Raw genomic sequence first — 26,409 nt, forward strand, 5'->3', positions numbered from 1 at the left:
GTGCTCGTCGAGACTGGCTGGTCACAAAGAGCTCATCCTATTTGCTCTTGGCCCAACCGTTTTTCAAACGGTGCACTTCGTACTTGAACCCGCGCAACAAAACGGCCTCTGGCCCGCGTCGAATATACACAGTTAGCTATCGAAATAATTATCAACTAAACCTGTTCCAGGATCGCAGCAGTGCTGGGCAATGACCTGGATTTTTACGCGATACCGTTGCAGGCTGACGCAAAGCATTCGACAGGGCGCGACAATACGTTTCATTATGTTTTCACCCTCACAAGCGGATGTCCGCCGATTTCTTTGTTCAATCTATGCCAAAGCCCAGGCCGGTCAGCCGATGGAGGCGATCGAAACACTGGCGAGCTTGTGGATGGATGAGCACCCCGAGTACCACGCCGAGTTCGCTGATGTAGACGCTGCCCTGGCTGGCATGCAGACGACTGAGGACGGCCAGACCAATCCGTTCCTGCATTTGTCGATGCACCTGTCCATCAGCGAGCAGTGCAGCATTGACCAGCCACGCGGCATTCGCCAGGCGGTGGAGCTGCTCACGCACCGGCTCGATTCCTTGCACCTGGCGCACCATGAGGTGATGGAGTGCCTGGGCCAGATGATCTGGGAGAGTCAGCGTGCGGGGTGTCCGCCCGATGGCGCGTCCTACATCGCCTGCGTGCAAGAGCGCGCCACGCGCGACTGATAGGGGGACGAAAAAAAGCCGCTTGGACTCAAGCGGCTTTTTGTGACGCGCCGTGTCGTCTTATTTGAACTTGGCTTGCGGCAAGGTCTTGAGCACACCCGGCAGCGAACTGACGTAGCCTGCCAGGTCTTTGAGTTCTGCATTGGAGAATTGCTTGGCCACGCCGCCCATGATGGGGTTGCTGCGGCCCCACAGCGCCTTGCCTTCGGCTTTGTAAGACTTGAGCGCCACAAACAGGTAGTCGGCCGGCTGGCCGGCAATTTTGGGGTAGCTGGGGTCAATCGGCTTGCTGAAGTTGTCGCCATGGCAAGACACGCAGGCGCCTTTTTGCAACAGCGCTGTGACCTGGGCCGAGCCTGCGGCAGCGGGGCCTGGTGCCGGCGTCGCTGGCGCCTTGTCATTCGCTTCATAATAGGCCGCGACATCGGCAATGTCCTGATCGCTCAGGCCAGCCGCAATGCCGCGCATGGTGGGGTGCTTGCGGTCGCCCTTTTTGTAGGCACTCAGCGCTGAGACCATGTACTTGGCGCCCTGGCCTGAGATCATGGGCACCTTGTACACCTCGGGAAAGCTGGCCTGGTAGCCCTTGATGCCGTGGCAGCCGATGCACATGGCGATTTTCTTTTCACCCGCTTTGGCGTCACCGGTGAGGTCCTGTGCGTTGGCAGCAGAAGCCGTGACACAAGCGAGCAGCACGGCAGACAGTGGCGACAGGAATTTATTCATTTTGCTGGGACAATCAACCAAAGTTTGAGATAGATCAGAGAATTATTATATCGGTCAACTTTCTTCTACGACACTGCTGCTTCCCCCAATCAAGTCACCACCATGAAATTTCACGGAACCCAAAATTACGTCGCCACCCCGGATCTGATGCTGTCGGTCAATGCCGCCATCACGCTCAAGCGGCCACTGCTGGTCAAGGGCGAGCCCGGCACCGGCAAAACCATGCTGGCCGAGGAGGTGGCAGGCGCCTTGAACATGCCGCTGCTGCAGTGGCACATCAAATCGACCACCAAGGCGCAACAGGGCCTGTATGAATATGACGCGGTCAGCCGCCTGCGCGATTCGCAGCTGTCCAGCATAGACGGCGGCGAGCGCGTCAAAGACATTCACAACTACATCCTCAAGGGCGTGCTGTGGCAGGCCTTTACCGCTGACGAGCCGGTGGCCCTGCTGATTGATGAAATCGACAAGGCCGACATCGAGTTTCCGAACGACTTGCTGCGCGAGATCGACCGCATGGAGTTCTATTGCTACGAAACCCGTGAGCTGATCAAAGCCAAAAACCGGCCGCTGGTGTTCATCACCTCGAACAACGAAAAAGAACTGCCAGACGCCTTCTTGCGCCGTTGCTTCTTTCACTACATCAAGTTTCCCGATGCCGACACCATGCGCAGCATTGTTGACGTGCACTTTCCCGGCCTGAAAAAAGAACTGCTGAGCGCAGCCATGAAAACGTTTTATGACGTGCGCAGCCTGCCGGGCCTCAAAAAGAAACCCTCCACCAGCGAGTTGCTGGACTGGCTCAAGCTGCTGCTGGCCGAAGACATTCCGCTTGACGTGCTGCAAACCCCGGCGGACAAGGTGGCAGTGCCGCCGCTGGTCGGCGCATTGCTGAAGAACGAGCAAGACGTGAGCTTGTTTGAAAAATTGGTGTTCATGCAGCGGCATAACCGCTGAAGCGCAGATTCAAAACCCGGAAATTGACCATGGCCTTCGTTGAACCTGTCACCCTGGCGGCACGCGGCATTGCATTGGTGCCACTGGCATTGCATCACGCGGACGGTTTGCGCGCCGCCGCCGCCGATGGTGAACTATGGAAAATTCGCGTCACCTCCGTGCCCGAGCCGGGGCAAACGCTGTCCTACATTGAGAATGCGTTGGCGATGCGTGAGGCGGGTAATCATTTTGCCTTCTGTGTGCTGGACAGCGCCACTGGCAAGGTGCTGGGTAGTACCCGCTACCACGACATCGTGCCGGCTATTGGGCGCGTCGAGATTGGCTGGACCTGGTACGCCAAAAGCAGCCAGCGCAGCCACGTCAATACTACTGCCAAGTTGGTCCTGCTGACGCACGCCTTTGAGACTTTGGGCTGCAACGTGGTGGGCTGGCGCACCGACAACTTCAACTTCGCCTCGCAAGCCGCCATCGAGCGCCTGGGGGCCAAAAAGGACGGCGTGCTGCGCGGCCATGCCTTGCGGCGCGACGGCACGATTCGCGACACGGTGATGTACAGCATGCGCGCCGGCGAATGGCCGGAGGCCAAGGCGCAATTGCTGTATTTGCTGGACAAGCCGCGCTGAATTGAATCGGACAAATTCGCCTGAAATGTATATACTCAAAAGATATACAAAGTGAGGCCATCATGCGCAACTCAACACCCCAATCCCAGTCGGCGTCATCCAGGCAGACCACCACCGTATTTACCTCTGGCAACAGCCAGGCGGTGCGTTTGCCAAAAGCATTTCGCTTTGACGCCAAGGTCGTAGAAATTGAGCGGCGCGGTGATGAAGTCATCCTGCGGGCTAAGCGGCAAACTGTCGGAGACATCCTCAAACACTTGCCGCAGCCGAGTACCAAAGAGTGCGAAGAGTGGAGCCGCGTTGAAGCTCTCATCGATGACCCTCAGCCACAGGAGCGCGATTGGGATGCACTGCTGGGACCAGCGCAACCTGAACCCGTGACAGTTAAACCAGCAGCAACACGGAGCACGCGCAAAAAGACGCTCAGCAAATGATGTACTTGCTTGACACCAACATCATCAGCTACTTCTTGCGGGGCGCCTCCCCCGCCCTGAATCAGCGCATTTTGGACAGTGCGCCAGAAGTGCTGGCGATCTCCATCATCAGCGCCGGTGAATTGCGTTACGGACTGAGCCGCTTGCACCCATCGCGCCGTGCCGCCCAGCTGACCCACCAGCTTGATGCGCTGCTGACGGCAGTGGCCGTACTGGCCCTGCCCCCTGACGCAGCCCAGCACTACGGCACCGCAAGATCACAGCTTGAAGCTGCAGGCACGCCCATCGGCGGCAATGACCTCTGGATCGCCGCCCATGCGCTCTCCCAAGACCTGATACTGGTGACCAACAATACCCGCGAGTTTGAACGGGTGCCCAGCCTCCGACTTGAAAACTGGCTCTGAACAACACCATGCTGATTGACTTTTTTTACACCCTGCGCGCGGCCAAACTGCCGGTCTCCGTGAAGGAATTCCTCACCCTGCTCGAAGCGCTTAAAGAGGGTGTCGTCGGCCCCAACGCGCCCGAGCCTGAGGCTGACGCCCAGGCCAGCGGCTACAAGATTGAGGATTTCTACTACCTGAGCCGCGCCACGCTGGTCAAGGACGAAAAGCACTACGACAAGTTTGATCGCGCCTTTGCCGCCTACTTCAAAGGTGTCGAGAGCATTGCCGACTTCACCAAAGAAGTGCCGCTCGACTGGCTGCGCCAGATGCTGGAACTCAACCTGAGTCCCGAAGAAAAGGCCGCCATTGAAAAGATGGGCTGGGACGAGTTGATGGAGACCTTGAAGAAGCGCTTTGAAGAACAGAAGGAGCGCCACGAAGGCGGCAGCAAGTGGATCGGCACCGGCGGTACCAGCCCGTTTGGTCATGGGGGCTACAACCCGCAAGGCATCCGCATTGGGGGCGCTGGCAAAAACAAGAGCGCGGTCAAGGTCTGGGAGCAGCGCGCCTACAAGGACTACGACGATACGCAAGAGCTGGGCACGCGCAACATCAAGGTGGCGCTGCGCCGCCTGCGCAAGTTTGCCCGCGAAGGCCACGAAGAAGAGCTGGACCTGGACAACACCATCAAGTCGACGGCCGCCAACGCGGGCTACCTGGATATCAAGATGGTGCCCGAGCGCCACAACAACGTCAAAGTGCTGTTGCTGATGGACGTCGGTGGCACCATGGACGAGCACATTGCCCGGGTGGAAGAGCTGTTCAGCGCCAGCAAGACCGAATTCAAGCACCTGGAGTTTTACTACTTTCACAACTGTGTCTATGATTTCATGTGGAAGAACAACCGGCGCCGCTTCAGCGAAAAGTTTGAGACCTGGGACATCATCCGCAAGTACAACAAGGACTACAAGCTGATTTTCGTTGGCGACGCCACCATGAGCCCCTATGAAATTCTGCAGCCCGGCGGTAGCGTGGAATACAACAACCAGGAGGCCGGGGTGGAATGGCTGGGGCGGCTGACCAGCGCCTTTCCCAAATTTGCCTGGATCAACCCCGAGCCGCAAGGCGTGTGGCAGTACCGCCAGAGCATCAGCGTCGTGCAGCAACTCATGAACCAGCGCATGTTCCCACTCACCCTCAAGGGCCTGGAAGACACCATGCGACTGTTGACCAAATGAAGCGGGCGCTGCTCAGTCTGCTTGCGACCATGATGCTCACGGGCATCCCCGCGTTGCTGTGGGCGCAAGCGCTGGAAGCCAGTCCAACCGTTGCGGCGTCAACGCCCGACGTGCCAGCTGCACCGGCGCAGCCGGCGTTTGAACTCACCATTGAGGGGCCCGATGAAATTCGCGCGCTGCTCGGGCGCCACCTTGAACTCTTGCGTTACCGGGAATTAACGGACCTGAGCGACAGCGAACTGACGCGCTTGCTGCTAGATGCCGAAAAAAATGTCCGGGAACTGGTCGCCACGCTGGGCTACTTCTCGCCAGAGATCGAGTTCAGGCAAAAAGCAGCCGAGAGCGACCGCGCGACGCGTTTGTTGACCTTGAACGTTGTGCCCGGCGAGCCGACCGTCGTGGGTGAAGTCGAGGTCGAGTTCAAGGGGCCGATCGCGACCGAACCGGCGGCCCACCAGCAACGCCAGCAGATTGAAGACAACTGGTCATTGCGACCTGGCATGCGCTTCAGCCAATCCCGCTGGGCCGCCGCCAAGCAGCAGGCGCTACGCCAACTCACCAGCCAACGCTACGCCACCGGACAACTCGGCGCCACCTTGGCCGACATTGATCCGGTCGCGCGCAGCGCACGTTTGAAGGTCACGCTGGACTCGGGGCCGTCTTACCAGCTCGGTGGCCTGGTGATCAGCGGACTGGAGCGTTATGACGCCGAACTGGTGACGCGGCTGGCGCGCCTGCCCGCTAACGCCAGCTACGACCAGGCGCAACTCGTGGCCGCGCAGCAGCGCCTGGCCGACAGCGGTTACTTCGACTCGGCCTTTCTCACGCTCGACACCTCGGGCGACCCCTCTAGCACACCGGTGTTGGTGCAGCTACGCGAGGCACGTCTGCAAAAGCTGGTGCTGGGCATTGGCGCCAGCACCGACGGCGGCGCCCGCCTGTCGGTCGAACACACGCACCACAAAGTGCCGGGCATCGGCTGGCGCGCTGTCAGCAAGCTGATGCTCGATCGCGAGACACGTTCGATCGGCACGGAGCTGACCTCGCGACCCGACGCGGACAACTGGCGCTGGGTCACGGCTGCCCAGCTGCAGAATCAAAATCTGGGCAGCTTTGACATCAACAGCCAAAGTCTGCGCGCTGGCCGCAGCCAGATGGGCGACCGGATAGACCGCAACTACTACCTGCAATATGACCGGGCTGACACCGCCACCAGCGAGGCCACGGCACCGGCCACGGCATCAGCGCTGAGCGCGAATTACGCCTTTACCTTGCGCAACTTTGACAGTCTGCCCTTTCCCAACAGCGGCTGGGGATGGGGCGCGGAGGTCGGCGGCGGCAGCACGCTGGGCGCTCAGCGGGACCTGTTTGGCCGCGTGTTGACGCGCGCTCTGGGCTATTGGCCATTGGGGCGCAGCGCCGATGGGGACACGAGCGCCGTGCGCGCCGGCCGCCTGGCGCTGCGCGCGCAGGCCGGTGCGGTACTCGCCAAGGACGGCGTCAACCTGCCGAGCACCCAACTGTTCCTGACCGGCGGCGACAACACGGTGCGCGGCTATGGCTACCGAGACCTCGGCGTTACGCTGCCCGATGGACAAATCACCCCGGGCCGCTACCTGGCGGTGGGCAGCGTGGAGTGGCAGCGCCCGATGGCACGCGACGGCCGTTTGAGCGAATGGGAAAGCACCGTTTTCATCGACGCCGGCGCCGTGGCCGACAAGCCGGCCGAGCTGCGCGCGAAGGTCGGTGTCGGGGTTGGGGCGCGCTGGAGGAGCCCGGTCGGGCCGCTGCAGATTGATCTGGCTTACGGCGTGGCGGTCAAGCGCTTTCGCCTGCACCTGAACGTGGGGTTCAGCTTCTGATGAAGGCCCTGCGCATCAGCCTCTATCTGCTCGCCGCCACGCTCTTGGGGGCGCTGACTCTCGCGGGTGCGTTGTGGGTGTGGAGCGGTACCGGCAGCTCGCTGGCGAGCTCGCTGGGGCAGTTGGCGCGCTACCTGCCCGCCGGGCAAAAGCTGCAGGCCAAGGATGTCAGCGGTTCATTGCGCGGCGGCGGCAGCATCGGCTGGCTGCGCTGGCAGCGGGGTGAGCTCAGCGTCGAACTGGTTGACGTGACGATTGCCTGGTCGCTGCGTCCGCTCTTGGGCGGTGAGTTGCGCCTGGGCCAGGTGGCGGCCCGGCGCCTGCGCATTGAAGACCGCCGCCCCGCCGCGGCGCCGGTTGCCGGCACACCGCCGAACAACCTGCGCCTGCCTTTGAAAGTGGATGTGCCGTTCAGCGTGGATACGGTGGAATTCTCCGGCTCGGGCGGCTTGGCGCTTGCCGCCACCGGGTTCACAGGGCATTATATTTTTGATAGCTACTCGCACAGACTGGACGCGGGCCAGGTGCATATTTCATCTGGAAACTACCAGATCAGCGCCAAGGTGCAGGCCGAGGCGCCGATGGCCTTGTCGGTTCAGGTGGACGGCAGCGTGGCAAGCCACGTGCCATCGCGCGAGCAGCCGGTCATGGTGCAGGCTCATGCCACCCTCACGGGGGCGCTGGCCGGGCCTGAGGCGGCGCTGGCACTGCAAGCCGAGCTGGTGCCGTCCTTGACGTCACCGCCCGGCGGGAGTGCGCAGACGATGCAAGCCAACATCAAAGCAAGCATCCAGCCCTGGCAGCCGCAACCGGTCGCCAGCCTGGAGGCGCGCTGGCAGGCGCTGGACCTGGCTGCGCTGTGGCCGCAAGCACCGCAGACGCGACTCGGCGGCAGCGCCAGCGTCACCCCGGCAGGCCCTGGCTGGCACGCCGGCCTGCAAGTCACTAACACGCTCAGCGGCCCGTGGGATCTGCAGCGCCTACCGCTGCAGCAGCTTGATGCGAAGGTCGAGTTCCTGCACGGGCAGTGGGCGGTCAAGTCGCTGCAGGCGAACGGCGCCGGTGGTCGCCTTGAAGGCCAAGGGGCGTTCACCGCTGCCACAAGCACCGCCAGTTCAGCCCAGTGGCAGGGCAGCGCGACCCTGCATGGCATCAATACCGCGGCACTGGACTCACGGTTGGCAGCCACCACGCTGGACGGCCATTTGAGCGCGCAGCAGGCGCCATCGGGCATCGCCTTCGAGGCGCGCCTGCAACCCGCCAAAGACAAGCGCGCCGACACCAGGACTGCTGTCCCCAAGAGGGCTTTGGCCGAGAACAATGCCACCCTCAAGCGCACGCTGGACGGCCTGCGGCTGCAGACCATCCATGCCCAAGGCGTGTGGGCCGCGCCGACGTTGACGCTGAGCACGCTGTCGGTGCAGACCGATGACGCGCAGCTACAAGGCAAGCTGACATTCCAGACTGTCAGCCGGGCGGCCGAGGGCCGGCTCACCCTGAGTGCGCCGGGCGTCCAAGCGGCGTTGGCCGGGCACATGGCCAGCGATCGCGGCCAAGGCGAGTTGAGCGCGCGCATCCTGGATGCGGCACTCGCGGCGCGCTGGCTGGCCCGCCTGCCAGGCACCCCCTTATTCTTGAGTCAGTCATCTGTGCAGGGCGCGCTTGATCTCACCGGTCGCTGGCAAGGCGGCTGGCAACAGCAAGGGCAAGGCTTGCAGATAGAGGCCAGCCTGCGTGCGCCCAAACTCGATCTGCAGGCTGCGGGCCAACCCAAGGAGCAGGCCCTGCATTTGCGCGACTGGCAGGCGGACCTGTCAGGCACGCTGCGCGCCCTGAGCCTGTCAACGCGAGGCCAGGTCGAGACCGGCACGCAGCGCCTGCAACTGCAGGCGCAAGCGAGTGGCGGACGGATCAACGAGGGTCTCTGGCAGGCGCGCCTGGACGCCGCCCAACTGAGCGCGCGGGACACGCGCAAACCCGGCGTTTGGACCGTGCAGTTGAGCGACAGCGTCAGCGTCAATTGGAAGCAAAGTGGCACCACCCGAACGCTGGACACCACGGCCGGCGCGGCACGCTTGACGGGCCCGGTGCCCGGCACGGCCACGCTGAATTGGCAACCGCTTCGCTGGTCGCAGCAAACGACCGGTACGACCGCGCGCACCGAATGGCGCACCCAGGGTCGCATCACAGACCTGCCGCTGGCCTGGCTGGACCTGCTCGGTCAAAGCCAGATGTCCAATCTCGGCCTGCGCGGCGATCTGCTGTTTGGCGGCCAGTGGGATGCCACCAGTGCCGAGACGCTGCGCGTGCGCGCCACGCTGGAGCGCACCAGTGGTGACCTGCTGTTGCAGACCGATGGCGCCGCCAGCAGCACCGTGCATGCGGGGGTGCGGGCCGCACGGCTGCTGGTCACGACCGAGGGCGATCGGCTTGCCGCCAGCCTGAACTGGGACAGCGAGCGCGCCGGTCAGGCCCGCGCCGAGTTCAGCACGCGCCTGCAACGCCAGGACGGCAGCTGGACCTGGCCCTCGGATGCCGCGCTGGCCGGCAGCCTCAAGGTTCAACTGCCGCCGGTGGGTGCCTGGTCGCTGCTGGCGCCGCCGGGTTGGCGACTACGTGGCACGTTGGAGGCTGACGCGATGCTGTCGGGCACGCGTGGTGCGCCGCTTTGGCGCGGCAACTTGTCGGCGCAAGACCTGGCGGTACGCTCGGTGGTCGATGGCATTGATTTCAGCCACGGGCGGCTGCGCGCCAGCCTGGAGGGTCAACAACTGAACATTGATGAATTCACCCTGCAGGGGGCGGGCGGCGCCAGCGGTGGCCTGCTCTCCATCAAAGGCTCAGTACGGTGGTTGCCAGCGGCCGGCCCGGATGCCAAGGCCGTCGCTCGCCTGCGCATGGAACTCGAGGCCACGCTGGCGGCCTTGCGTGTCAGCGCACGCGCTGATCGGCGTTTGGTGGTATCGGGCCAGTTGTCCGCCCGCCTGCTGGATGCCAAGCTGGCGATTCGCGGCAACCTCAAAGCCGACTCGGCCCTGTTTATCCTGCCGGAAGACACAGTGCCGAAGCTGGGCAGCGATGTGCTGGTGCGAGAGCCTGCGAAAGTGCAGGCAGGCACGCCGGCACCAACCGCGGCCGCAACCACATCAACGGCCACGGCAGACCAGCGCCTGGCGCCCGACGTGGCGATCACGCTTGACCTCGGCCCCGACTTTCAGGTGCGCGGGCGTGGCCTGGCCACCCGGCTGGCGGGCAGTCTGGAACTGCGAAGCGCCGGGCGCGACCTGACGCCAAGCCTTAGCGGCGCGCTGCGCACGGTACGTGGCACTTACCGGGCCTATGGCCAGCAGCTTGCCATTGAGCAAGGTGTGCTGCGCTTCTTCGGTCCCTATGACAACCCGGCGCTCGACATTCTGGCCATTCGGCCCAACTTGCAGCAGCGCGTGGGCGTGCAGATCAGCGGTACCGCGCTGTCCCCGGTGGTGCGCCTGTATGCCGAACCCGACCTGCCCGAGTCCGAAAAACTGGCTTGGCTGGTGCTCGGGCGCTCGGGCGCCAGCGGTGGCGCCGAGACGGCGATGCTGCAGCAGGCCGCACTGGCGCTGCTTGGCGGCAATGAGAAAGGCATCTCCAGCGGCTTGGCGCAGGCCCTGGGGTTGGACGAACTATCGATCAGCGGCGGCGCCAGCACCAATGGCAGCACAGGGGGTGCCACGGTGACGCTGGGCAAGCGCCTGTCACAGGATTTCTACGTCGCCTACGAGCGCAGCCTGGCGGGCACGTTGGGCACGCTTTATATCTTTTATGACCTGTCGCGCCGCTTCACCCTGCGTGCGCAGGCCGGCGAGCAAAGCGCCGTGGACCTGATCTTCACCCTCCGCTATGACTGAAGCTTGCGGGCCGCCGCCCCTTACAATGGCGCGCCTAGCCGCCGTAGTTCAATGGATAGAACGGGGACCTCCTAAGTCTCAAATATGGGTTCGATTCCCGTCGGAGGCACCAAGCGCCGCACATTGTTCACCGTGGCGGGTTTTTCTGTGGCCTCAAACGGTGTCACCGGATAACATGACCCACCAACACTCTTCGGCAGTGCCCGTCCATGAAAACCAATCCAAACGCGAATGTGCCGGAGCGCAGCAAGCCGGTCAAGGCTTTGACCAAAGTGCTGGGTGACACCAAGAAAGTCAAGGTCCTGGTGGATGAGGCCGCGCAGGATCTGTCTTCGGTCAACTCGGATTTGAAGCAGGGGCTGGAGGCGCGGAGCCGACCGCCCGGTATCGAAAAGGCGCTTGAAAAGAGCGAAACCGTTGAAGACAAAGTGCAGGAGGCGGCCGACAAGCTGTCGATCGTCAATGCGGCGCTGAAGGCCGAGGTCCATGAGCGACATGTGCTTGAGAGTAAGCTGGAGGCCGTCACGGAACGAGAAGAAGCCTCTCGCCACGCTGCCGTTCATGATTCCTTGACTGGCCTGCCAAACCGGGTGTTGTTCAATGACCGGCTGGAACACGGTCTGGCGCAGGCGAAACGGCACGGCTGGAACTTGGCCGTGATGTTCATCGACTTGGATGATTTCAAGAAGATCAACGACTCCTATGGCCACGACGCCGGTGACAGCGTCTTGAAAACAATTGCGACACGACTCACGGAAACAGTGCGCGACGATGACACAGTGAGTCGCCATGGGGGCGATGAATTCTTGTACCTGCTCACGGCGGTCACAAACGAGCAAGACCTCTCGGTGGTCGCAGAAAAAATCATTGCATCCATTCAGGCACCGTGTCAGTTCCAGGTTGGTGATCGCACTGTCAATCAAAGCATCAGCGCCAGTCTGGGAATTTCAATCTTCCCGAAAGACGGTGACACCGCGGAAGCCTTGATTCAGGGCGCGGACAAGGCCATGTATCGCGCGAAGAAAAGCAGCTGCCGCTATGCCTTTGCGCAGTGAGCGCGCACCGCACGGAACGGGAACTCCGGATGTCGGCAAAAACTTGACCTCTGTGCGTCAACACACAGAGGAAAGCAAGCCGTTCTTGTAAGCTGCAAACCGGCATCGCTGGATTGACCTGCGCGATGCAATCGCCCTAAACATTCATCACAAAAAAAGGCTCGCTATGAACATCACCCTCCACCTGATTCCCATCGTGTCGCTCATCGCTGGCATCCTGATTCTCATCATGCCGCGACTGCTGTCGACGATCGTGGCCATCTATCTGATCATGGTCGGTTTGGTCGGGCTGTTTGGAACGGGCAATTTCTTGCGTTGAGTGGGCCGCACTGACTCAACCGGAAGGCGCGCGCAGCGTCCGACTCAGCAGCATTACCGGGATCAATCCCACCAGCACCAGCGCCAGTGATGGCAGTGCGGCTTCGCCCAGGCGCTCGTCGCGCGCCAGTTGGTACGCCACCACGGCCAGCGTGTCGCTGTTGAAAGGGCGCAGAACCAAGGTGGCGGGCAGCTCTTTCATCACGTCCACAAACACCAGCAGGGCAGCCGCAGCCGTGGAGCGCTTGAGCAGCGGCCAATGCACCAGGCGCAGCAGGCCCAGGTCACCCGTGCCCAGGATGCGGGCCGAGTCGTCAAAACTGCTGGGGATTCTGGCGTAGCCGCTTTGCACTGACTGCAGTGCCACGGCGCAAAAACGCACCAGATAGGCCCAGATCAATCCGACTGACGTCGCCGTTAAAACATAGCCCACGCTGCTTTGTGGCGCCAGCGCCTGCAGCCAGCCTACCGGTAGCAGCAGCCCCACCACCAGCACCGCGCCGGGCACCGCGTAGCCCAGGCCTGCCAGTTGCACCGCCAGACGCGCGGGTACATCGGGCCGGCGGCGCAGGTTAAAGGCCAGGAACAGGGCGAGGCCGACGGCCAGCACTGCGCTGATGGCACCGAGCCGCAGGCTGTTCAGGGCCCAGCCGACGAACAGTGGCCAGGACAGGACTTGCCAGTCGGCCACCAGCGGGCGCAGCATGAACAACACCGGCAAGACAAAGCCGAGCAGTACCGGCACACTGCACAAGCCCCAGGCCAGCCAATTCTGGCGCCCCCGCAACTGCAGCGCTCGCGCGTCCAGGGCGTTGGCGCGGGCGCCTCGGGTGGTCACAAAGCGCAGGCGCTTTTGCGACCGGTGCTCCAGCCACAAAAGCAGGGCCACCAGCGCCAGCAACATGGTGGCTAATTGCGCTGCGGCAATGCGGTTGTCCATGGACAGCCAGGCCTTGTAAATGCCGGCGGTAAAGGTCTGGATGCCGAAGTAGCTCGAAACGCCAAAGTCCGCCAGCGTTTCCATCAAGGCCAGCGCCGCGCCAGCGGCGACAGCCGGGCGGGCCAGGGGCAAGGCCACTTCCAGGATGCGTCGGCGCATCGGTGCGCCCAACAGGCGCGCGGCTTCCATCAGATGCGTGGCGCTTTCGCCCAAGGCGCTACGCGCCAGCAAGTAAACATACGGGTACAGTGAAAAAATAAACACCCAGGCCGCGCCGCCCAGACTGCGAATCTCGGGCAGTACCCGTCCTTGCAGACCCAGGCTGCTGCGCAGAAAGGTTTGCAGGGGGCCGCTGTACTGCAAAAAGTCGGTGTAGGCATAGGCCACGACGTAGGCCGGCATGGCCAGGGGCAGCAGCAGGGCCCATTCAAAAACCCGGCGACCCGGGAAATCAAACAGCGTGACAGCCACGGCGGTAGACAAACCCACCAGAATCACGCCGACGCCCACCATGACACACAGACGCACGGTGGTCCAAACGTAGTTGGGGAGCACCGTGCCGCTCATCTCGCGCAGAATTTGCGCGGCCGCCAGGCCCGAGTCGCCCCATGGCAACCAGGAGGCCAAGACCGTCAGCACCGGCAGCATGAACGCCAGCGTCAGGGTCAGCAGCAGCAGTTGGCGCAGGCGTGGAATCAGCATGGAGGTGGTCAATGGGTGTTGTGCAAATGAGAATTGTATGCATTTAGAATGGCTGCCATGTTTCTGGAAATTTCACAACTTTGCGTCGCTTATGCGGGCGCCAGCGAGCCTGCGGTGCGGGAGGTGTCTTTTGGCCTGCATGCCGGCGACATCGGTGTGCTGATCGGGCCATCCGGCTGTGGCAAAACCACCTTGTTGCGGGCGGTGGCCGGGCTGGAACCGGTGGCAGCGGGCAGCATCAAGCTGGCCAGCCGCGTGGTGAGCAGCGCCAGTGTCAATGTGGCGCCGCAGCAGCGCGAAGTGGGCATGGTCTTTCAGGACTATGCCTTGTTCCCGCATTTGAATATCGGTCGCAATGTTGACTTTGGCATCCGCCATCTGCCGCCCAAGGTGCGTGCAGAGCGCGTGGACGAAGTGCTGCAACTTGTCGGCCTGGCGGGCTTCGAGGCGCGCTTTGCGCATGAGCTCTCGGGTGGCCAGCAGCAGCGGGTGGCACTGGCGCGGGCGCTGGCACCGAAGCCGCGCCTGCTGCTGCTCGATGAACCTTTCTCCAATCTGGATGTGGACTTGCGCGAGCGCCTGGCGCATGAGGTGCGCAGCATCCTGAAGACGGCCAACACCACGGCACTGTTTGTGACGCACGACCAACTGGAGGCTTTCGCCATTGGCGACAGCATCGGCGTCATGCACGAGGGCCATTTGCACCAGTGGGACGACGCCTACACGCTGTACCACCGTCCAGCGTCCCGCTTTGTGGCCGAATTCATCGGCCACGGGGTGTTCACGCCGGCCACGCTGCGCGAGGTGAACCAGCAAGTCGTCGTTCACACCGCGCTGGGCGATCTGACCGATAGGGCGGGCTGTCCGCTGCCGAGTGCTTTTGCAGATGGTGACTGCGATGTGCTGCTGCGCGCCGATGACATCGTGCATGACGACGATGCGCCGGTGCAGGCAGAGATCTTGCGCAAGTCGTTTCGCGGCGCCGACTTCTTGTACACCCTGCGCCTGGCCAGCGGTGACACCGTGATGGCCCTGGTGCCCAGCCATCACGACCACAAGGTCGGCGAGTGGATCGGCATTCGGGCCCAGGTGGACCACGTGGTCACGTTTCCAAGAAGTGAGGCCTTGACCGCCGTCAAGTCGCCCGGGTAGTCCGCTCCAGGGTCTGACGGATCAGCGCGAGCGTGGTTTGCTGGGTGAGGGTGGCCGGACGCAAGGAACTGGTGGCGATGCTGACTTTGGTGCGCAACACCGGTGCCGTGATGGTGCGCACGGAAAACGCCGAAGGGCGAATAGAGCTGGACACCGCATTGCGCGACAGCACGGCGCAGCCCGCGCCATCAGCCACCAGGTCAAGGATGGCGGAAACACCGTCAATTTCGAGCGCAATCTTCAGGCGCGAACCAATGTTGGCCATTTCGGACTCCACATGCATGCGGATGGCGTTGGGGCGACTCGGAATGACAAGCGGCAACTGCGCCACATCTTTCAGGGCAATGGGACCCGGTGGTGGATCTTCTGCCAGACCGGGTGGTCGGCGCTGCACCAGCAACAGGTCTTCCTCAAACCAGGGGGTAATTTCGGTTTCGGCGGATGGCTGGGCGTTGTACAGCACCGCAATGTCCAGACGCCCGGCCACCAGGGATTCCTGCATCGCCACGGACAGCCCCTCGCTGATGGAGATGGTGGCATCGGGCAGCTCGGCCCGAAAAGCCCGCGTCAAGGGCACCGTCAGTGCCCGTGCCAGGCTGGTCGGCAGTCCGACGGCGACCCGTCCGGCGAGCGAGCCGCGCACCCGTCCGAGTTCCTCGCGGGCGCGTTCGACTTGGTGCAGGATGCCGCGCCCATGGGCCAGCAGCAGCTTGCCCGCTTCGGTGGGTAGCGCCCCGCGGCCATTGCGGATCAACAGGTTTTGCCGCAGCTCAACCTCAAGCAAGCGCACCTGTCGGCTCAAGGCGGGCTGGGCGATGTTGAGCGCGAGCGCGGCGCGGGTGAAACTGCCCAGCTCCGCCACGCGCACAAAGTATTCCAGTTGTTTGAGGTCCATCAGCAGTATTCAAGCGCGATTGTTAAGCACACCACGATCACCCGGCTTCAGCTTGGATGATGGCGCTAGATAGTAAGGGTTAACCATAACCAATGCTCAATTATGCCAAGTTATTATATCTGATAGTGCTTGAATAGCCTTCTCCCAAGGCAGGCGCCAGCACAAAATCCCGCCATGCAAACAGCGATTCCCTGTTACTTCATGCGCGGCGGCACCTCGCGCGGGCCTTTCTTTCTGGCCTCAGATTTGCCCATTAACTTGCCCACGCGTGACCGCGTTCTGCTGGCGGTGATGGGTTCGCCTGATCGTCGGCAAATCGACGGTTTGGGTGGTGCGCACCCGCTCACCAGCAAGGTTGGCATCGTCAGCCAGAGCCGGACACCCGGCGTGGCACTGGATTTTTTGTTTGCCCAGCTCCAGCCGGAAAAGGACACCGTGGACACCACGCCCAATTGCGGCAACATGCTGGCCGCCGTGCTGCCCTTTGCCATCGAGCGCGGCCTGGTCGCGGTGCAAGGCGACACCACCACGGCGCGGGTGCTCACGCTCAACACCGGCATGCAGTGCGATATCACGGTGGTCACGCGCGGTGGCCAAGTGAACTACACCGGCGACGCACGCATTGATGGCGTGCCAGGCACGGCTGCGCCAGTCACCATCAACTTTCTGGACACCGCTGGTTCGGTGTGCTCGGGCTTGTTGCCCACGGGCCAGGTGCGCGACCGCATCACCGTGACCGGCGAGGATTTTGAAGCCTTTGCGCTGGATGTCACTTGCATTGACAACGGCATGCCGCTGGTGCTGTTCAAAGCCTCCGACGTCGGTCGCATCGGCTATGAAAGTGTGGCCGAACTCAACGCGGACGACGACCTGAAGCGCCGCCTGGAAGCCCTGCGCCTGCAGATTTCGCTCAAGATGGGCTTGGGCGATGTCAGCCAGAAGAACTACCCCAAGATGACCCTGATCGCGCCACCGCGCGCGGGTGGCAGCCTGTGCACGCGCAGCTTCATACCCCATGTCTGTCACGACGCCATTGGCGTGCTCGCTGCCGTCACGGTGGGCTCGGCCTGTGTGCTCAAAGGCTCGGTCTGCGACGGCGTGGCGGTCATGCCGGCGGGCCAGGAGCCCACGGTGTCGGTGGAGCACCCGACGGGGGAATTCAGCGTGACCCTGGGGCTCGATGCACAGGATGCGCAGAAGGTGACGAAAGCGGCCTTGCTGCGCACGGCCCGTCTGATCATGCGCGGTGAGGTCATGGTGCCCGCTGCGATCTGGTCTGGGCCCACGGCAGCGTCCAGAGGCTGATTCACCCGCCACGATTCCGTTTGGAAGCGATGACATCTATTTTTACAACAGGAGACAACATGAAAAGTTCAATGAAATCTTTGGCAGTACTCTCAACGCTGGCCTGCGCTGCGCTGGCAACATCGGCACAGACTGTGACCCTCAAGGTGCATCACTTTTTGCCGGCGGGCTCAGCCGCACAGACCATGTTCATTAAACCCTGGTGCGACAAGATTGCGCTGGAGTCGGGCGACAAGATGAAGTGCCAGATTTACCCGTCGATGCAGTTGGGTGGTACGCCGCCGCAGCTATTTGATCAGGTCAAGGACGGCGTGGTGGACGTGACCTGGGTGCTGCCCGGTTACATGGCCGGGCGCTTTCCTCTGGTCGAAGTCTTTGAGTTGCCTTTCATGATGCAAAGCCCGGAAGGCACCAGCAAAGCCCTGTGGGAATACGTCGAGAAGTATGACGCGGCCGAGTTCAAGGATGTCAAGCTGCTGGCGCTGCATGTGCATGGCGACGGCGTCTTTCACATGACCAACAAGCCGATCAAAACCATGGCCGACCTGAAGGGCCTGAAAGTGCGTGCCCCGACGCGCCAGACCAACAAGCTGCTGGCGGCGCTGGGTGCCACGCCGGTGGCGATGCCGGTGCCTGCGGTGAGTGAGGCGCTGGCCAAGTCGGTGATTGACGGTGCCCTGGTGCCGTATGAAGTGGTGCCGTCGGTGAAGATTCAGGAACTGGTCAAGTTCCATTCCGAGACCGACCCGGCCGAGCCCGCGATCTACACCTCCACCTTCATCTTTGCCATGAACAAGGCCAAGTACGAGAGCCTGCCGCCCGATCTGAAAAAAGTCATTGACGCCAACAGCGGCCAGGCCTTGTCAGGCCATATTGGCAAGGTTTTTTGGGAGGCTGATGGCATTGGCAAGAAACTGACCGAGAAAAACACCCACAACGTGATTCCTGCGTCCGAGCTGCAAAGCTGGAAAAAAGCCGGCGAGCAAATCACCAATGACTGGGTGGCTGACGTCACGGCCAAAGGCGCCAACGGCAAGCTGCTGCTGGAGAACGCGCGCGCCTTGATCGCCAAGTACGCCGTCAAGTAAGCAGTCTCATCGCTCGACCCGTGCGGCTCACGCCACACCGGTCGAGCCCCAAAAAATAGTTCAATGGTTTGATGCGCCCTCGAGTGGCTGCATCGAAGTAGGAGTCTTCATGCAAGAGCCCATTCCAGGCGCCGCGCCAGGCGCCATGTCACTGGCCTTTGGCCCAGTCGGGCAGGCGTTGTTCAAGATCTCCAAAGTGTCAGCCATCGTGGGTGGTCTGGTGTTTGTTGCCATCGTGGTCATGAGCATTGTCAGCATCGTGGGGCGCAAGCTCTGGGCCGCCCCGGTGCCAGGCGACGTGGAAATGCTGCAAATGGCCGCGGCGTTTGCGTCAGCCAGTTTCTTTGCCTATTGCCACCTCAACGGCGGTGATGTCAAGGTTGACTTCTTCACCGCCAAGGCCAGTGCGGCCACGGTGCATCGGCTCGATGCATTGGGTTCCCTGCTGGTGGGACTGTTTGGCGCGCTGATCACCTGGCGCGCCGGCGTTGGTGCCTGGGCCATCCGGGCAGCCGGAGAGACCAGCATGATCCTGGGCTGGCCGATCTGGATCGCCCAGATGCTCATGTTGCCCGGCTTCTTGCTGATGGCACTGGCCGGCTTTTACATGGTCGGCCTGCACTGGCGCCTGAGCCAAAGCCACAACGGAGTGACAGCATGAGTGGTATTGCAGCTGGCGGCCTTATTTTTGCCTGCCTGATGGGGTTGCTGGTGCTGCGGGTGCCGATTGGCATCGCCATGTTCACCATGGGCGCAGCGGGGTACTACTACCTGACCGGCGGCGAAGCGCTGCCGATCCTGAATTACCTGAAAAACCTGGCCTACGCCCGCTTGTCCAACTACGACATCGTGGTCATTCCCCTGTTCTTGCTGATGGGGCAGTTTGCCACCCACGGCGGCTTGAGCGCGGCACTGTTTCGTTTTGTCGAGGCTTTCATGGGCCACCTCAAGGGCGGCGTGGCCATGGCGTCCATCGGCGCCTGCGCCGGCTTTGGCGCCATTTGCGGCTCATCGCTGGCCACCGCAGCCACCATGGGCCAGGTGGCTTTGCCCGAGCTCAAGCGCTTCGGCTACTCGGGCTCTCTGGCCACGGGCGCACTGGCGGCCGGCGGCACGCTGGGCATCATGATTCCGCCCTCGGTGCCGCTGGTGATTTATGCCATCCTGACGCAGGAGTCGATCGGCAAGCTGTTCATGGCCGCGGTGCTGCCCGGCATCATTGCCATGCTGGGCTACATGCTGGTCATCAAGATCATCGTCACGCTCAACCCCGCTGCCGGTCCGGCCGGCCCGCGATCCAGCTGGGCCAAGCGCCTGAAAGCCCTGCTGCAGGTGGCCCCGGTGCTGCTGGTGTTTGTGGTGGTGATCGTCGGCATTTATGGTGGCTGGGCGAATCCGACCGAAGCCGCCGCCATTGGCGCTGCCGCCTGCGGGGTGCTGGCGGTGGTGTCGGGCGGCATGCGCACGCGCGGCTTGATCGACAGCGCCTTGGGCACGGCGCAGGCCACGGCCATGATCTTTCTGGTGCTGCTGGGGGCTGACATGCTCAACACCGCCCTGGCCCTGTCGCAAATGCCGGTGGAACTCGCGGCCTGGGTGCAGGCCAGCCAGCTCAGCCCGATGGTGGTGATGGTCGCGATTTTGCTGATTTACATCTTTTTGGGTTGCGTCATGGACAGCTTGGCGATGATCCTGCTGACCATTCCGATTTTCTACCCGGTGGTGATGGGCCTGGACTTTTTCGGCATGACCGACAGCGACAAGAGCATCTGGTTCGGCATTCTGGCGCTGATGGTGGTGGAGATTGGCCTGGTGCATCCGCCCGTGGGCATGAACGTGTTCATCATCAACCGGCTGGCGCGGGACGTGCCCTTGGTGGAGACCTTCAAGGGGGTGATGCCGTTTTTGCTGTCTGACTTCATTCGCATTGGCGTGCTGCTATTTTTCCCCTCCATCGCACTGGTGCTGGTGCATACCTTTCACGGGTGATTGTCATGACAACGTCCATTCGTACCCAGGTGGCCATCATTGGCGCGGGACCCAGCGGTTTGCTGCTGAGCCAGTTGCTGCACAAGGCCGGCATTGACGCGGTGATCGTGGAGCGGGTCTCGGGCGCGCATGTACTCTCACGCATCCGTGCCGGTGTGCTGGAGCAGGTGGCGATTGATTTGCTCGATGAAGCCGGTGTCGGCGCGCGCATGCACCGCGAGGGGCTGGTGCATGGCGGCTTTGGCATGCTGTACGCCGGCCGCCGCCACCGAATTGACATGAACACGCTCACGGGCGGCAAGAACGTGATGGTCTACGGCCAGACCGAAGTCACGCACGACCTGATGGACGCGCGCACCGCCGCGGGCTTGCCGACCTACTACGAGGCCAGCGACGTGCAGGTGCTGGACTTTGACACCCAGCGGCCGCGCGTCAGCTTCACGCACGCAGGCCAGTCATACGAATTGCAGTGCGACTTCATCGCCGGGTGCGACGGCTTTCACGGCGTGTGCCGGGCCAGTGTGCCGCGCCAGTCGATTGAAGAGTTTGAAAAGGTCTACCCCTTTGGCTGGCTTGGGCTTCTGTCAGACACACCACCGGTGCACGACGAGCTGATCTACGTGAACAGCCCGCGTGGTTTTGCCCTGTGCAGCCAGCGCAGCAAGACCCGCAGCCGCTACTACCTGCAGGTGCCCCTCACCGACCGCATTGAAGACTGGACCGACGCCGCCTTCTGGCAGGAGTTGCGCCTGCGCCTCGACGAGGAGGCCAACGCCAAGCTGATCACCGGGCCCTCCATCGAGAAAAGCATTGCGCCGCTGCGCAGTTTTGTCACCGAGCCGATGCGTTTTGGCCGCCTGTTTCTGGCGGGCGATGCCGCGCACATCGTGCCGCCCACCGGCGCCAAGGGGCTGAACCTGGCCGCCACCGATGTCAAATACTTGTGCAATGCGCTGGTGGACTATTACCAGGCGCATTCCGAGGCGGGCATTGACGGCTACTCGGCGCGCTGCCTGCGCCGCATCTGGAAGGCCGAGCGCTTTTCCTGGTGGATGACTTCGCTGATGCACCGCTTTCCGGACGACGGCCCCATCACCAGCCGCTTCCAGGAAGCCGAGCTCGATTACTTGCTCAATTCCCACGCGGGTTCCCTGTCGATTGCCGAAAACTATGTGGGCCTGCCGCTGGACTTTGCCGAGCCCGCGCAGTGAGCTTTTGCGCTGCCATTGGCTGATATTTATTTGATAGCTACTCACGCATATTACATAAGGGCTAGAGCCTTATTTCTTATATAGAAAGTGACCCATGATCATCGACTGCCACGGCCACTACACCACGGCCCCCAAGGCGCTGGAAACCTGGCGCAACCAGCAAATAGCCGGCATCAAAGACCCCGCCGTGATGCCCAAAGTATCTGACCTGAAGATCAGCGACGACGAATTGAAGGAAAGCATCGAGAGCAACCAGCTGCGTCTGATGAAAGAGCGTGGCCTGGACCTCACGCTGTTCAGCCCGCGCGCCAGCTTCATGGCGCACCACATTGGCGACTTCCAGGTGTCCAGCACCTGGGCGGCCATCTGCAATGAACTCTGCTACCGCGTCAGCCAGCTGTTCCCCGAGCACTTTGTGCCGGTGGCGATGCTGCCGCAAAGCCCGGGTGTCGATCCGGCGACCTGCCTCCCCGAGCTGGAAAAATGCGTCAAGGAATACGGCGCGGTCGGCATCAACCTGAACCCGGACCCGAGCGGCGGCCACTGGACCTCGCCACCGCTGAGCGACAAGGCCTGGTTCCCGATTTACGAGAAGATGGTGGAATACGACTTGCCCGCCATGATCCACGTGTCAACCAGCTGCAACAGCTGCTTTCACACCACCGGCGCGCATTACCTGAACGCCGACACCACCGCCTTCATGCAGTGCCTGACCAGCGATTTGTTCAAGGAATTCCCGACGCTCAAGTTCCTGATTCCGCACGGTGGCGGCGCCGTTCCGTATCACTGGGGGCGATTCCGTGGCTTGGCGCAAGAATTAAAGAAGCCGCTGCTGCAAGACCATCTGCTGAACAACATTTTCTTTGACACCTGCGTCTACCACCAGCCCGGTATTGACCTGCTCAACACCGTGATTCCCGTCAAGAACGTGCTGTTTGCCAGTGAAATGATCGGTGCCGTGCGTGGCATCGACCCCGAGACCGGCCACTATTTTGACGACACCAAGCTCTACATCGAAGCCTCAAAGATCCTCAGTGCGGCAGACCGTCAGCAGATTTACGAGGGCAACGCCCGGCGCGTGTTTCCGCGGCTGGACGCCCTGTTGAAAAGCAGGGCAGCCAGCTAGTGGGGTGGCTCCCGTCTGGCCGCATTTCTCAAAATTTTCAGGTAGGCATCCATGGTCATCACCCGCAATTCAACTTCTGACGAATCCAGCAACGCACCGATCACCAACTTCTCACATTGCCACGAAGGCATTCTGAGTCAGTTGAGCAAGATGGGCGAACTGCCCGCCTTGGCCTTAGCCGCCGAGCGCGCCAGAACTTGGGCGGAGAGCACCCGCAGCTTCTTTCGCGAGGTGGTTTACGAGCACCACCAGGAAGAAGAACGCGCACTGTTTGAAGCCGTGCTGGCCAGCGCCACGCCCGGCGATGAATTGGCGCGCGTCACGGCCATCACGGCCCGGCTCACGCGGGAGCACCGGCAAGTCGAAGCCCAGTTTGCCAAGCTGGAGCCTCAGTTGAAGAAGATGGCGAAGGGCCAGGCCTGCGCGCTGGACGCCGCCGCGATTGAACTGCTGGTGCGTGACTACCGCGCCCACGCGGCTTTTGAAGAAGCCGAGTTCTTGCCCTTGTGCGAAACCATCCTGAGCCGCAACAGCAACCACATGGCGGCGCTGGGCCTGAGCCTGCACATGCGGCATGTGTCGGTGGCAGCGTCGCCGACTTGACCCGCCTCTGCATCACTGAATCGACCCCCTGAACTGGAGACGCACCATGAACAACCTGGGCATTGTGAAAAGAAACATCAGCCGCGCCGACAAGGCGGCGGTAGAAAAACTCTCACGCTTCGGCGTGGCCACCATCCACGAGGCCATGGGCCGCGTCGGCCTCATGAAGCCCTACCTGCGACCGATCTATAACGAGGCCAGGATGTGCGGCACGGTGGTCACCGTGTTGCTGCAGCCCGGCGACAACTGGATGATGCACGTGGCCGCCGAGCAGTTGCAGCCCGGTGACGTGGTGGTGGCGGCCTGCACCACCGACAATGCCGACGGTTTTTTTGGTGATCTGCTGGCCACGTCGTTCAAGGCGCGCGGCGCGGTCGGCCTGGTCATTGACGGCGGTGTGCGCGACGTGAAGGACCTCACCGAGATGAACTTTCCCGTCTTCAGCAAAGCCATCCACGCCAAAGGCACCATCAAGGCCACGCTGGGTTCGGTGAATATCCCGGTGGTGTGTGCGGGCGCCCAGGTCAACCCCGGTGATGTGGTGATTGCCGACATCGACGGTGTCGTGGTGGTGCCTGCCGCCGTTGCCCAGAAGGTGGCCGATGCCGCAGAAGCACGCGAAGCCAATGAAGGCGCCAAACGCGCCATTTTTGCCTCGGGCGTGCTCGGCCTGGACTATTACAAGATGCGTGAGGGCCTGGAGAAAGCCGGACTTCGCTACATAGATTGAAGCACGCAGCGCAATCCGCACAAGGGCTGGAGCACCCAATCATCATGAATAACCCAAGAACCTGGAAAGTGGGCCTGGTCGGCTACGGCGAAGTCGGCCGCATCCTGGCCGAAGACCTGCGTGCGCAAGGCGTGGTCGTGAGTGCCTATGACCTCAAGCTGGACAGTGCCGCCACTGCCGGCCCGCTGCAGGCGCATGCGGCGCAGCACGGCGTGCAATTGGCCGCATCCAGCGCCGAACTGGCCGCGGGCGCTGACTTCATCGTCAGCGCGGTCACCGCCAGCCAGACGGTGCCGGTGGCGCAAGCCTGTGCGCCAGCCATTCAAAAAGGCGCGTTCTTTCTGGACGTCAACTCGGCCTCACCCGGCGCCAAGCAGCGCGCAGCCAGCCTGATCGACAGTGCCGGGGGCCGCTATGTGGAAGGCGCGGTCATGACCAGCGTGCCGCCGTACCGCATCAAGGTGCCGCTGCTGCTGGGCGGCGCGTTTGCGCTTGAGCTGGCGCCGCTCATCAACAGCCTGGGTTTTGCGGCCAAAGTGGCGAGCCACAAGTTGGGTGTGGCATCGGCCACCAAGATGTGCCGCAGTGTGATGATCAAGGGGCTGGAGGCCATGGTGATCGAGAGCTTCACAACGGCCCGCCATTACGGCGTGGAAGACGCGGTGGTCGCCAGTCTGTACGAGACCTTTCCGGGCATTGACTGGGAAAAGCAGGCCGCCTACTTCTTCCAGCGCGTGATCGAACACGGCCGCCGCCGCAGTGAAGAAGTGCGTGAAGTGACCGAGACCGTGCGTGATGCGGGACTGACGCCCTGGAGCACATCCGGCACCGCCGAGAGGCAAGCCTGGGTCGCCGACGGCGCCGATGCTGGCTGGTTTGGTGAAAAGAGAAGCCCCGAATTTGCCCGCAGCGCCGACTGGCGCATCGAAGCCGACCGCATGCTGGCCCAGGTCAGCAAGAAAGACTAAACAGTGAGCAGCTCCATGGACATACCCATGAACAAGCCCGCAACGGGCGACTTCACCCCAAGCGAAGCCTTCACCAAAACCCCCGGCTGGCTGGACTGGTACGCCGGCCCGTCCAAACCCAGCTTCAAACTGCCTGCAGGCGCGGTGGATGCGCATTGCCACGTGTTCGGCCCAGGGCTTGAGTTCCCCTTTGCCCCCGAGCGCAAATACACGCCGTGCGATGCGTCCAAAGCCCAGTTGTTTGCGCTGCGCGACCACCTGGGCTTTGAGAAGAACGTGATCGTGCAAGCCACCTGCCACGGCGCCGACAACCGCGCGCTGGTCGATGCGCTGCTTCATTCCAAGGGCAAGGCCCGCGGTGTGGCGACGGTGAAACGCGGCGTCACTGACCAGGAGCTGCAAGCCATGAGTGATGCCGGTGTGCGCGGCGTGCGCTTCAACTTTGTCAAACGCCTGGTGGACTTCACGCCCAAGGACGAGCTGATGGAAATCGCCGCGCGCATCAAGCCGCTGGGCTGGCATGTGGTGATCTATTTTGAAGCCGTGGATTTGCCCGAGCTATGGGACTTTTTCACGGCCTTGCCGACCACCGTGGTGGTGGACCACATGGGCCGCCCGGACGTGTCGCTGCCGGTGGACGGGCCGCAGTTTGCGCTGTTCCAGAAGTTCATGCGCCAGCACCCCAACGTCTGGAGCAAGGTGAGCTGCCCGGAGCGCCTGAGCGTCGCCGGTCCGAAGGCCTTGCGCGGCGAGAAGGACTTGGAAGGTGGCGCCTACCGCGACGTAATTCCGTTTGCCCGCGCGATCGTCGAAGAGTTCCCAGATCGCGTGCTGTGGGGCACCGACTGGCCGCACCCGAACCTGAAGGACCACATGCCCGACGACGGCCTGCTGGTCGATTTCATCCCGCACATTGCGCCCACACCCGAGCTGCAGCGCCAGCTGCTGGTCGACAACCCGAATCGTTTGTACTGGAATTCATAGCGTCTCACGCTTATTGGATAAGGGCTAGAGCCTGATTTCTTATATATTTCTTAACCTGAACCCTACGCTGAATGGAGCCACCATGGCACTTGAGAAACCCTACCTTGACGTCCCCGGCACCCTCATTTTTGATGCCGAGCAAAGCCGCAAGGGCTACCACCTGAACCAGTTTTGCGTCTCGCTGATGCAAGCCGCCAACCGCGAACGCTTCAAGCGCGACGAGCGCGCCTACCTGGACGAATGGCCGATGACCGAAGACCAGAAGCTGGCGGTGCTGGCACGCGACCTGAACCGCTGCATGGCGCTGGGCGGCAACATCTACTTCTTGGCCCGCATCGGTGCCACCGACGGGCTGAGCTTTCAGCAAATGGCCGGTTCCATGACCGGCATGTCGGAGTCCGAGTACCGCGACATGATGATCCAAGGTGGCCGCTCGATTGAAGGCAACCGCTTTACTGGCGAAGACGGCGACGCCCAAGCCCAGCATCAACCTCAAGGCCGCGCTGGCCAGAAAGTGCAGGCCTGAG

Annotated in this window: 25 protein-coding genes and 1 tRNA gene; 23 read left to right on the forward strand and 3 right to left on the reverse strand. The window is 62.3% G+C overall.

Annotated elements, in window-relative coordinates:
- Positions 1-265 precede the first annotated feature (265 nt).
- Positions 266-700 carry a DUF1841 family protein gene (locus GZ093_RS08570; RefSeq protein WP_296484863.1) on the forward strand — a complete coding sequence of 145 codons (435 nt, stop codon included), beginning with the start codon at positions 266-268 and terminating at the stop codon, positions 698-700.
- Between the two features lie 60 nt (positions 701-760).
- On the opposite strand, the gene GZ093_RS08575 is transcribed toward GZ093_RS08570, so the two are convergent.
- Positions 761-1,426: a c-type cytochrome gene (locus GZ093_RS08575; protein WP_296484866.1), complete on the reverse strand. Its 666-nt coding sequence runs from the start codon at positions 1,424-1,426 to the stop codon at positions 761-763.
- Between the two features lie 102 nt (positions 1,427-1,528).
- Between GZ093_RS08575 and GZ093_RS08580 the strand changes: the two genes are divergently transcribed.
- From GZ093_RS08580 to GZ093_RS08625, 10 genes are all read left to right on the forward strand, one after another.
- Entirely contained in the window at positions 1,529-2,383 is an 855-nt protein-coding gene (locus tag GZ093_RS08580) for a MoxR family ATPase (protein WP_296484868.1), read from the forward strand.
- Between the two features lie 29 nt (positions 2,384-2,412).
- Positions 2,413-3,006, forward strand: coding sequence for a GNAT family protein (locus GZ093_RS08585; RefSeq protein ID WP_296484871.1), 594 nt, complete (start codon positions 2,413-2,415; stop codon positions 3,004-3,006).
- Positions 3,007-3,068: 62 nt separating this feature from the next.
- Complete coding sequence (locus tag GZ093_RS08590) at positions 3,069-3,440, forward strand: AbrB/MazE/SpoVT family DNA-binding domain-containing protein (protein WP_296484873.1); 372 nt, start codon at positions 3,069-3,071, stop codon at positions 3,438-3,440.
- Positions 3,437-3,844: a type II toxin-antitoxin system VapC family toxin gene (locus tag GZ093_RS08595; RefSeq protein ID WP_296484874.1), complete on the forward strand. Its 408-nt coding sequence runs from the start codon at positions 3,437-3,439 to the stop codon at positions 3,842-3,844. The genes GZ093_RS08590 and GZ093_RS08595 overlap by 4 nt, the downstream gene beginning before the upstream one ends.
- 8 nt (positions 3,845-3,852) lie before the next feature.
- Positions 3,853-5,064: a hypothetical protein gene (locus GZ093_RS08600; RefSeq protein ID WP_296484878.1), complete on the forward strand. Its 1,212-nt coding sequence runs from the start codon at positions 3,853-3,855 to the stop codon at positions 5,062-5,064.
- Complete coding sequence (locus tag GZ093_RS08605; protein WP_296484881.1) at positions 5,061-6,926, forward strand: BamA/TamA family outer membrane protein; 1,866 nt, start codon at positions 5,061-5,063, stop codon at positions 6,924-6,926. Before GZ093_RS08600 ends, GZ093_RS08605 begins: the two co-directional genes overlap by 4 nt.
- The gene (locus tag GZ093_RS08610; RefSeq protein ID WP_296484884.1) at positions 6,926-10,816 is read left to right on the forward strand and encodes a translocation/assembly module TamB domain-containing protein; all 3,891 of its coding nucleotides are present in this window, start codon (positions 6,926-6,928) and stop codon (positions 10,814-10,816) included. The genes GZ093_RS08605 and GZ093_RS08610 overlap by 1 nt, the downstream gene beginning before the upstream one ends.
- Positions 10,817-10,853: 37 nt before the next feature.
- A tRNA-Arg gene (locus GZ093_RS08615) sits at positions 10,854-10,928 on the forward strand.
- Between the two features lie 97 nt (positions 10,929-11,025).
- Positions 11,026-11,871: a GGDEF domain-containing protein gene (locus GZ093_RS08620; protein ID WP_296484886.1), complete on the forward strand. Its 846-nt coding sequence runs from the start codon at positions 11,026-11,028 to the stop codon at positions 11,869-11,871.
- Positions 11,872-12,037: 166 nt separating this feature from the next.
- Positions 12,038-12,190, forward strand: coding sequence for a DUF3096 domain-containing protein (locus GZ093_RS08625; protein WP_296484888.1), 153 nt, complete (start codon positions 12,038-12,040; stop codon positions 12,188-12,190).
- A gap of 15 nt (positions 12,191-12,205) precedes the next feature.
- Here the strand turns inward: GZ093_RS08625 and GZ093_RS08630 are convergent, their stop codons facing one another.
- Positions 12,206-13,831: an iron ABC transporter permease gene (locus GZ093_RS08630; RefSeq protein ID WP_296484891.1), complete on the reverse strand. Its 1,626-nt coding sequence runs from the start codon at positions 13,829-13,831 to the stop codon at positions 12,206-12,208.
- Between the two features lie 57 nt (positions 13,832-13,888).
- Between GZ093_RS08630 and GZ093_RS08635 the strand changes: the two genes are divergently transcribed.
- Positions 13,889-14,983 (forward strand): ABC transporter ATP-binding protein, encoded by a 1,095-nt coding sequence (locus GZ093_RS08635; protein WP_296484893.1) that lies wholly within the window; start codon positions 13,889-13,891, stop codon positions 14,981-14,983.
- Here GZ093_RS08635 and GZ093_RS08640 read toward each other — a convergent pair.
- A complete protein-coding gene (locus GZ093_RS08640) occupies positions 14,967-15,878 on the reverse strand; it encodes a LysR substrate-binding domain-containing protein (protein ID WP_296484896.1) in 912 nt (303 codons plus the stop codon). The genes GZ093_RS08635 and GZ093_RS08640 overlap by 17 nt on opposite strands.
- A 174-nt stretch (positions 15,879-16,052) precedes the next feature.
- On the opposite strand from GZ093_RS08640, the gene GZ093_RS08645 reads away from it, so the two are divergent.
- From GZ093_RS08645 to ligA, 11 genes are all read left to right on the forward strand, one after another.
- Positions 16,053-17,183, forward strand: coding sequence for a 4-oxalomesaconate tautomerase (locus GZ093_RS08645; protein ID WP_296484898.1), 1,131 nt, complete (start codon positions 16,053-16,055; stop codon positions 17,181-17,183).
- A gap of 71 nt (positions 17,184-17,254) precedes the next feature.
- On the forward strand, positions 17,255-18,271 hold the full coding sequence (locus GZ093_RS08650) for a TRAP transporter substrate-binding protein (protein WP_296484900.1): 1,017 nt from the start codon (positions 17,255-17,257) through the stop codon (positions 18,269-18,271).
- A gap of 109 nt (positions 18,272-18,380) precedes the next feature.
- On the forward strand, positions 18,381-18,932 hold the full coding sequence (locus GZ093_RS08655) for a TRAP transporter small permease (RefSeq protein ID WP_296484902.1): 552 nt from the start codon (positions 18,381-18,383) through the stop codon (positions 18,930-18,932).
- A complete protein-coding gene (locus GZ093_RS08660; RefSeq protein ID WP_296484905.1) occupies positions 18,929-20,260 on the forward strand; it encodes a TRAP transporter large permease in 1,332 nt (443 codons plus the stop codon). Before GZ093_RS08655 ends, GZ093_RS08660 begins: the two co-directional genes overlap by 4 nt.
- Positions 20,261-20,277: 17 nt before the next feature.
- Positions 20,278-21,471, forward strand: a complete 1,194-nt coding sequence (gene pobA, locus GZ093_RS08665; protein ID WP_296484953.1) for a 4-hydroxybenzoate 3-monooxygenase — start codon at positions 20,278-20,280, stop codon at positions 21,469-21,471.
- Between the two features lie 94 nt (positions 21,472-21,565).
- Positions 21,566-22,597, forward strand: coding sequence for an amidohydrolase family protein (locus tag GZ093_RS08670; protein ID WP_296484908.1), 1,032 nt, complete (start codon positions 21,566-21,568; stop codon positions 22,595-22,597).
- 51 nt (positions 22,598-22,648) lie between these two features.
- Positions 22,649-23,200 (forward strand): hemerythrin domain-containing protein, encoded by a 552-nt coding sequence (locus tag GZ093_RS08675; protein ID WP_296484911.1) that lies wholly within the window; start codon positions 22,649-22,651, stop codon positions 23,198-23,200.
- A gap of 46 nt (positions 23,201-23,246) precedes the next feature.
- Entirely contained in the window at positions 23,247-23,930 is a 684-nt protein-coding gene (ligK, locus tag GZ093_RS08680) for a 4-carboxy-4-hydroxy-2-oxoadipate aldolase/oxaloacetate decarboxylase (RefSeq protein WP_296484914.1), read from the forward strand.
- A 41-nt stretch (positions 23,931-23,971) separates the two neighbouring features.
- Positions 23,972-24,898, forward strand: a complete 927-nt coding sequence (locus tag GZ093_RS08685; protein ID WP_296484955.1) for an NAD(P)-dependent oxidoreductase — start codon at positions 23,972-23,974, stop codon at positions 24,896-24,898.
- A 27-nt stretch (positions 24,899-24,925) separates the two neighbouring features.
- On the forward strand, positions 24,926-25,882 hold the full coding sequence (locus GZ093_RS08690; RefSeq protein ID WP_296484918.1) for an amidohydrolase family protein: 957 nt from the start codon (positions 24,926-24,928) through the stop codon (positions 25,880-25,882).
- An 82-nt stretch (positions 25,883-25,964) separates the two neighbouring features.
- A complete protein-coding gene (ligA, locus tag GZ093_RS08695) occupies positions 25,965-26,408 on the forward strand; it encodes a protocatechuate 4,5-dioxygenase subunit alpha (RefSeq protein WP_296484921.1) in 444 nt (147 codons plus the stop codon).
- Position 26,409: the final 1 nt, after the last annotated feature.

The organism is Rhodoferax sp. (assembly GCF_010365055.1).
GTDB lineage: Bacteria > Pseudomonadota > Gammaproteobacteria > Burkholderiales > Burkholderiaceae_C > Rhodoferax.

Excerpts from the sequence above, each read along its gene's own strand:
- GZ093_RS08570 (WP_296484863.1), top strand. The coding sequence starts at position 266 with ATGTTTTCACCCTCACAAGCGGATGTCCGCCGATTTCTTTGTTCAATC.
- GZ093_RS08575 (WP_296484866.1), bottom strand. The coding sequence starts at position 1,426 with ATGAATAAATTCCTGTCGCCACTGTCTGCCGTGCTGCTCGCTTGTGTC.
- GZ093_RS08580 (WP_296484868.1), top strand. The coding sequence starts at position 1,529 with ATGAAATTTCACGGAACCCAAAATTACGTCGCCACCCCGGATCTGATG.
- GZ093_RS08585 (WP_296484871.1), top strand. The coding sequence starts at position 2,413 with ATGGCCTTCGTTGAACCTGTCACCCTGGCGGCACGCGGCATTGCATTG.
- GZ093_RS08590 (WP_296484873.1), top strand. The coding sequence starts at position 3,069 with ATGCGCAACTCAACACCCCAATCCCAGTCGGCGTCATCCAGGCAGACC.
- GZ093_RS08595 (WP_296484874.1), top strand. The coding sequence starts at position 3,437 with ATGATGTACTTGCTTGACACCAACATCATCAGCTACTTCTTGCGGGGC.
- GZ093_RS08600 (WP_296484878.1), top strand. The coding sequence starts at position 3,853 with ATGCTGATTGACTTTTTTTACACCCTGCGCGCGGCCAAACTGCCGGTC.
- GZ093_RS08605 (WP_296484881.1), top strand. The coding sequence starts at position 5,061 with ATGAAGCGGGCGCTGCTCAGTCTGCTTGCGACCATGATGCTCACGGGC.
- GZ093_RS08610 (WP_296484884.1), top strand. The coding sequence starts at position 6,926 with ATGAAGGCCCTGCGCATCAGCCTCTATCTGCTCGCCGCCACGCTCTTG.
- GZ093_RS08620 (WP_296484886.1), top strand. The coding sequence starts at position 11,026 with ATGAAAACCAATCCAAACGCGAATGTGCCGGAGCGCAGCAAGCCGGTC.
- GZ093_RS08625 (WP_296484888.1), top strand. The coding sequence starts at position 12,038 with ATGAACATCACCCTCCACCTGATTCCCATCGTGTCGCTCATCGCTGGC.
- GZ093_RS08630 (WP_296484891.1), bottom strand. The coding sequence starts at position 13,831 with ATGCTGATTCCACGCCTGCGCCAACTGCTGCTGCTGACCCTGACGCTG.
- GZ093_RS08635 (WP_296484893.1), top strand. The coding sequence starts at position 13,889 with ATGTTTCTGGAAATTTCACAACTTTGCGTCGCTTATGCGGGCGCCAGC.
- GZ093_RS08640 (WP_296484896.1), bottom strand. The coding sequence starts at position 15,878 with ATGGACCTCAAACAACTGGAATACTTTGTGCGCGTGGCGGAGCTGGGC.
- GZ093_RS08645 (WP_296484898.1), top strand. The coding sequence starts at position 16,053 with ATGCAAACAGCGATTCCCTGTTACTTCATGCGCGGCGGCACCTCGCGC.
- GZ093_RS08650 (WP_296484900.1), top strand. The coding sequence starts at position 17,255 with ATGAAATCTTTGGCAGTACTCTCAACGCTGGCCTGCGCTGCGCTGGCA.
- GZ093_RS08655 (WP_296484902.1), top strand. The coding sequence starts at position 18,381 with ATGCAAGAGCCCATTCCAGGCGCCGCGCCAGGCGCCATGTCACTGGCC.
- GZ093_RS08660 (WP_296484905.1), top strand. The coding sequence starts at position 18,929 with ATGAGTGGTATTGCAGCTGGCGGCCTTATTTTTGCCTGCCTGATGGGG.
- GZ093_RS08670 (WP_296484908.1), top strand. The coding sequence starts at position 21,566 with ATGATCATCGACTGCCACGGCCACTACACCACGGCCCCCAAGGCGCTG.
- GZ093_RS08675 (WP_296484911.1), top strand. The coding sequence starts at position 22,649 with ATGGTCATCACCCGCAATTCAACTTCTGACGAATCCAGCAACGCACCG.
- ligK (WP_296484914.1), top strand. The coding sequence starts at position 23,247 with ATGAACAACCTGGGCATTGTGAAAAGAAACATCAGCCGCGCCGACAAG.
- GZ093_RS08690 (WP_296484918.1), top strand. The coding sequence starts at position 24,926 with ATGAACAAGCCCGCAACGGGCGACTTCACCCCAAGCGAAGCCTTCACC.
- ligA (WP_296484921.1), top strand. The coding sequence starts at position 25,965 with ATGGCACTTGAGAAACCCTACCTTGACGTCCCCGGCACCCTCATTTTT.